Annotated in this window: 6 protein-coding genes; 1 reads left to right on the top strand and 5 read right to left on the bottom strand. The window is 72.5% G+C overall.

The features are described from left to right. On the bottom strand, nt 1-283 hold a 283-nt coding region (locus tag AB0H87_RS37395; RefSeq protein WP_360157072.1), incomplete at its 3' end, for a LysR family transcriptional regulator. Nucleotides 284-355: 72 nt separating this feature from the next. On the opposite strand from AB0H87_RS37395, the gene AB0H87_RS37390 reads away from it, so the two are divergent. Then, entirely contained in the window at nt 356-1,180 is an 825-nt protein-coding gene (locus AB0H87_RS37390; RefSeq protein ID WP_360157069.1) for an SDR family NAD(P)-dependent oxidoreductase, read from the top strand. A gap of 47 nt (nt 1,181-1,227) precedes the next feature. On the opposite strand, the gene araA is transcribed toward AB0H87_RS37390, so the two are convergent. The 4 genes from araA to AB0H87_RS37370 form a co-directional block, all read right to left on the bottom strand. Further along, nucleotides 1,228-2,718, bottom strand: a complete 1,491-nt coding sequence (araA, locus tag AB0H87_RS37385) for an L-arabinose isomerase (protein ID WP_360157066.1) — start codon at nt 2,716-2,718, stop codon at nt 1,228-1,230. An 11-nt stretch (nt 2,719-2,729) separates the two neighbouring features. After that, nucleotides 2,730-3,410, bottom strand: a complete 681-nt coding sequence (locus AB0H87_RS37380; protein ID WP_360157063.1) for an L-ribulose-5-phosphate 4-epimerase — start codon at nt 3,408-3,410, stop codon at nt 2,730-2,732. Continuing rightward, entirely contained in the window at nt 3,407-5,080 is a 1,674-nt protein-coding gene (gene araB, locus AB0H87_RS37375; RefSeq protein WP_360157060.1) for a ribulokinase, read from the bottom strand. Before araB ends, AB0H87_RS37380 begins: the two co-directional genes overlap by 4 nt. Nucleotides 5,081-5,082: 2 nt before the next feature. Then, nucleotides 5,083-5,406, bottom strand: a 324-nt coding sequence (locus tag AB0H87_RS37370) for a substrate-binding domain-containing protein (RefSeq protein ID WP_360157056.1), incomplete at its 5' end; no start/stop codon positions are given.

Below are 5,406 nucleotides of genomic sequence, written 5' to 3'. Positions count from 1 at the left end.
GCGAGCCTGTCTCGCCGCGCGCGGCCCGCCGCACCAGCGCGACGGCGTCGTCGGCGCGGTCCAGCACCGCCCGCGCCTCGGGCAGGAACAACGTCCCGGTATCGGTCAGTTTCGTGCCCCGGCTGTCCCGGTCGAACAGTTTCGCACCGAGGATCCGCTCCAGCGCGGTGATCTGCTGCGACAGCGACTGTTGGCTGATCATCAGGCGCGCGGCCGCCCGGGTGAACGAGGACTCCTCGGCGACGGCCACGAAGTACCGGAACTGCCGAAGATCAGGGGTCACAGCCCGAACCTACCGCTGCGCCAGGCAACCGGTGTTGGCCGCGCCGGACCCGCCGGTCGCAGCATCGTCCCCATGCAGAACGACAGAGTTTGGTTGATCACCGGATGCTCCTCGGGCTTCGGCCGGGAGCTGGCGCTGGCCGCGGCCGCCGCCGGCGACCGGGTGATGGCCACCGCCCGCCGGCCCGAGAGCATCGCGGACCTCGCGACCTACGAGCGGATCACCACCACCGCCCTCGACGTGACGGACCCCGCCTCGATACGGCAGGCCATCGACACCACGATCAACGCGTACGGCCGGATCGACGTCCTGGTCAACAACGCCGGCTCGCTGGTGGTCGGCGCGGTCGAGGAGTTCACGATGGCCGAGCTGCGGCAGCAGCTCGACGTGGTCTTCTTCGGCGCGGCCGAGGTCACCAAGGCCGTCGTGCCGCTGATGCGCGCACAGGGCAGCGGCACGATCGTGCAGATGAGCTCGCTCGGCGGCCGCCGGACCTACCCGGGCTTCGGCGCCTACCACGCGGCCAAGTGGGCCCTCGAGGGCTTCTCCGAGTCGCTGGCGACCGAGCTGGCCCCGCTGGGCGTACGCGTGCTGATCGTGGAGCCCGGCGCCTTCCGCACGGCGTTCAACGGCAACAAGCACGTCACCGCGGAGCTGGCCGCCTACCGCGACACCGCCGGTGCGACCCGCCAGCACACCGTCGACCTGACCGACGCCGAGCCCAACGACCCGGCGAAGGGCGCGGCGGCGATCCTCAAGGCGCTCGACAGCGAGAACCCGCCGCTGCGGCTGCTGCTGGGCGGTGACGCCGTCGACGGGGTGCGCGCCCACCACGCCGAGTCGCTCGCCGAGGTCGCGGCCTGGGAGCACCTGAGCCGGTCGACCGCGATCGCCTGAGGCGGGGTGGCAGGGGCGCCCGAACGCGCCCCTGCCCCTGCCGGACGTCAGATGCCCTGGGCCAGCCGGTGATACGCGGCGCTCCAGCGCAGCTCCTTGGCCAGCCCCCGGCGGGTCGTGTCGGCGTCGATGTGCACCAGCTCGATGCCGAGGTGGTCCGCGATGATGCCGATCTCGTCCGCCGTCACCGCCGTCGACAGCACCGTGTGGTGCGGGCCGCCGGCGGTCAGCCAGCCCTCGGTCGCCGTCGAGAAGTCCGGCCGCGGGGTCCAGACCGCGCGCGCCACCGGCAGGTTCGGCAGCGGCTCGTCCGGCGCGACGAGGTCGATGTCGTTGGCCACGAAGCGGAACCGGTCTCCCAGGTCCGCCCACCCGACCACGACGCCGGGGCCTGTGGCCGCGTTGAAGACCAGCCGGGCCGGATCCTCGCGACCCCCGATGCCCAGCGGGTGCACCTCGATCCGGGGCCGCTCGCCGGCGATCGACGGGCACACCTCCAGCATGTGCGCGCCGAGGATCTTCGGAGTGCCGACTAGGTGGTACGTGTAGTCCTCCATGAAGGACGTGCCACCGGGCCGGCCGTGGCCGACCACCTTGAGGATCCGCAGCAGCGCCGCGGTCTTCCAGTCGCCCTCGCCGCCGAAGCCGTAGCCGTCGGCCATCAGCCGCTGCACCGCGAGGCCCGGGAGCTGCCGCAGCCCGCCCAGGTCCTCGAAGTTGGTGGTGAACGCCCGCGCGGGGCCGAGGAACGAGCGCAGCCCGGCCTCGACCTGGGCCTGGTAGCGGACGCTGTCGTGCCGAGCGCCGCCGGGCCGCAGGTCCGCGTCCAGGTCGTACAGCTCGAGATACGTGGAGATCAGGTCGTCGACCACCGACGAGGGCACCGCGTCCACCGCGGCCACCAGGTCGTTGACGCCCCACGTCGAGACCGACACGCCCACCCGCAGCTGGGCCTCGACCTTGTCGCCCTCGGTCACCGCGACGTCGCGCATGTTGTCGCCGAACCGGGTCAGTCGCAGCGACCGCGCCTCGGCCACACCCGTCGCCGCCCGGGCCCAGGAGCCGATCCGCGCCGCCACGGTCGGGTCGCTGACGTGCCCCGCGACCGTCGTGCGCGGCACCCGCAGCCGGGTCAGCGCGAAGCCGAACTCCCGGTCGCCGTGCGCCGCCTGGTTGAGGTTCATGAAGTCCATGTCGATCGTCGCCCACGGCAGGGCGGCGTCGGCCTGGGTGTGCAGGTGCAGCAGCGGCTTCCGCAGCGCGTCCAGCCCGGCGATCCACATCTTGGCCGGCGAGAACGTGTGCATCCAGGTGATCACGCCGACGCAGGCCGGGGTCTCGTTGGCCTGGCCGATCACCGTGCGGATCGCGTCGGAGCTGGTCAGCACCGGCTTCCAGACGACCTGGACGGGCAGGTCGAGCGCGGCCGCCACCCGCTGGGACTGTTCTGCCACCTGGGCGAGGGTGTCCTCGCCGTACAGGCCCTGGCTGCCGGTCAGGAACCACACTTCCTTGCCGGCATAGGGGTCGTCGATCACGATCTGTCCTTTCACCGCTGCCCGTAGACGTTCTGGTACCGCTCGTAGAGCGAGTCGATGTCGGCCTGCGCGATCGGTAGCGGTTCGCCGAGCTGCCGGGAGAGGTGCACCGTGCGCGCCACGTCCTCGCACATCACCGCCGCCTTGACCGCCGACCGGGCGCTGTCGCCGATCGTGAAGACGCCGTGGTTGCGCATCAGCACGGCCGGCGAGCGCTGGCCGGCCAGCGTGGCGACGATGCCCTGGCCGATCGAGTCGTCGCCGATCAGCGCGAACGGGCCGATCGGGATCGGGCCACCGAACTCGTCCGCCATCGCGGTCAGCACGCACGGGATCGCCTCGCCACGGGCGGACCAGGCGGTGGCGTACGGGCTGTGCGTGTGCACGACGCCGTTGACCTCCGGCAGGTGCCGGTAGACGTACGCGTGCGCGGCCGTGTCGCTGGACGGCTTGCGTACGCCGTCGACGACGTTGCCGTCCAGGTCGCAGACGGTGATGCCCGCCCAGTCCAGCGCGTCGTAGGAGACGCCGCTGCCCTTGATCACGAACAGGTCCTCGCCCGGCACCCGCTCGGAGACGTTGCCGGAGGTCCAGGCGACCAGCGCGTAGCGGACCAGCTCGCCGTGCAGGGCGGCGACGTGCGCGCGCTGCTCCTGGTGCAGCCCACGCTCGGCCTGGGTGGGAATGCTCACGCGTCCTCCTTCGAGCCGGTCGCCGCGGTGCGGCGGATGTCGCGCAGCCGGTGCAGGACGTCGTTGCCGCCCCGACCGAAGTGGTCGTGCAGGAGCCGGTACTCCTCGTACAGCGCGTCGTAGGCCGTCGCGCGTTTCTCGTCCGGCACGTAGACGGCGCGCTCGACCTTGCCCATCGCGGCAGCGGCGGCGTGCACGTCGGGGTGGGCCCCGGCCGCGACCGCCGCGTGGATGGCCGAGCCGAGCGCCGGGCCCTGCTCCGAGCCGATCACCGACAGCGGGCGGCGGCAGACGTCGGCGTACATCTGCATCAGGAACGCGTTGCGCAGCAGCCCGCCGGCCACGACCAGCTCCGCCACCGCCACGCCGTTGCTCTCGAACGCCTCGACGATGGTCCGCGTGCCGAACGCGGTCGCTTCCAGCAGCGCCCGGTAGACGTCCTCGGCCCGCGTAGCGAGAGTGGCACCGACCAGCACGCCGGACAGCTCGTGGTCGACCAGGACGGACCGGTTGCCGCCGTGCCAGTCGAGCGCGACCAGGCCGTGCTCGCCGACCTCCTGCGCGGCGGCCAGCGCGGTCAGGTGGTCGTGGATCCCCACGCCGGCGGCGGCAGCCGCGTCCAGATAGGACGGTGGGACGAAGTTGTCGACGTGCCACGCGAAGATGTCGCCCACGCCGCTCTGCCCGGCCTCGTAGCCGTAGAGCCCCGGCACGATCCCGCCGTCCACGACGCCGCACATGCCGGGCACCTCGCCCAGCGTGTCGCTGTTCAGCACGTGACAGGTCGAGGTGCCCATCACCATCAGCATTTGACCCGGCTGGGTCGCCTGCGCTGCCGGCGCCGTCACGTGCGCGTCCACATTGCCCACACACACCGCGATGCCTTCAGGGAGACCGGTCCATGCGGCCGCCTCCGCCGTCAGCCCGCCGGCGAGGGCGCCGAGCTGCCCGATCTCGTGCTCCAGCTTGTCGGTCACGAACGACGCGAATCCGGGGTTCAAGGCCGCCAGGTATTCCGGGGTCGGGTAGGCACCGTCCTGGTAGATGCCCTTGTAGCCGGCGGTGCAGGCGTTGCGCAGATAGCGGCCGCACAGCTGCCAGACGATCCAGTCGGCGGCCTCGACCCACCGCTGCGTCGCGGCGTACACCGCGGGGTCCTCCTCCAGGACCTGCAGTGCCTTGGCGAACTCCCACTCGCTGGAGATCCGGCCGCCGTAGCGGGCCAGCCAGGTCTCACCCCGCTCGGCGGCCAGCGCGTTGATCCGGTCGGCGTGCGGCTGCGCGGAGTGGTGCTTCCAGAGCTTCGGGTACGCGTGCGGCCGGTCCTGCCACGCCTCGAGCGCGCACAGCGGCGTGCCGTCCACAGTGGTCGGCAGCACCGTGCAGGCGGTGAAGTCCGTGCCGATGCCGATCACGTCCGCCGGATCGACACCGCTGGCGGCCACCGCCGCCGGCACCGCCGTGCGCAGGACGGCCAGCCAGTCCTGCGGCATCTGCAGCGCCCAGTCCGGCGGCAGCTTCTCGCCGGTGGCGGGCAGCCGGTCCTCGACCACGGCGTGCTCGTACGGGTGCACCGCGCTGGCCAGCTCAGCACCGTCCGCGACCCGGACCACCACCGCCCGCCCGGACAAGGTGCCGAAGTCGACCCCGACGACGTACGCGTTTCGCATGCTCAACCTTCCCCGCGGCCCCGACCGCGAGCCGGTGGCGCGGTCGTGCCCCGCACCAGCAACTGCGGCGCGACCGGTCGCGGCCGCGCCTCCTGTCCCGCGAGCACCCCGAGCACGAGCTGCACGCCGCGCCGGCCCAGCTCGGCGAAGTCCTGCCGCACCGTGGTCAGCGGCGGGATCGAGTACGGCGCCTCGGGCACGTTGTCGAACCCCACGACGCTGACGTCCTCCGGCACCCGCAGCCCCGCCTCGTGGAACGCGTTCAGCAGCCCGAAGGCCATCTGGTCGTTGGCGACGAACACAGCGGTCACCGACTCGCCGCCGCG

The organism is Asanoa sp. NPDC050611, from assembly GCF_040654855.1.
Taxonomy (GTDB): Bacteria; Actinomycetota; Actinomycetes; order Mycobacteriales; family Micromonosporaceae; genus Asanoa.
Note: the sequence above shows the minus strand (reverse complement) of the source record. Positions and strands in the feature narration are given on the sequence as shown.

What these genes read in the sequence shown, in the direction of transcription:
- araB (WP_360157060.1), bottom strand. Translation starts at nt 5,080, where the DNA reads ATGCGAAACGCGTACGTCGTCGGGGTCGACTTCGGCACCTTGTCCGGG.
- AB0H87_RS37390 (WP_360157069.1), top strand. Translation starts at nt 356, where the DNA reads ATGCAGAACGACAGAGTTTGGTTGATCACCGGATGCTCCTCGGGCTTC.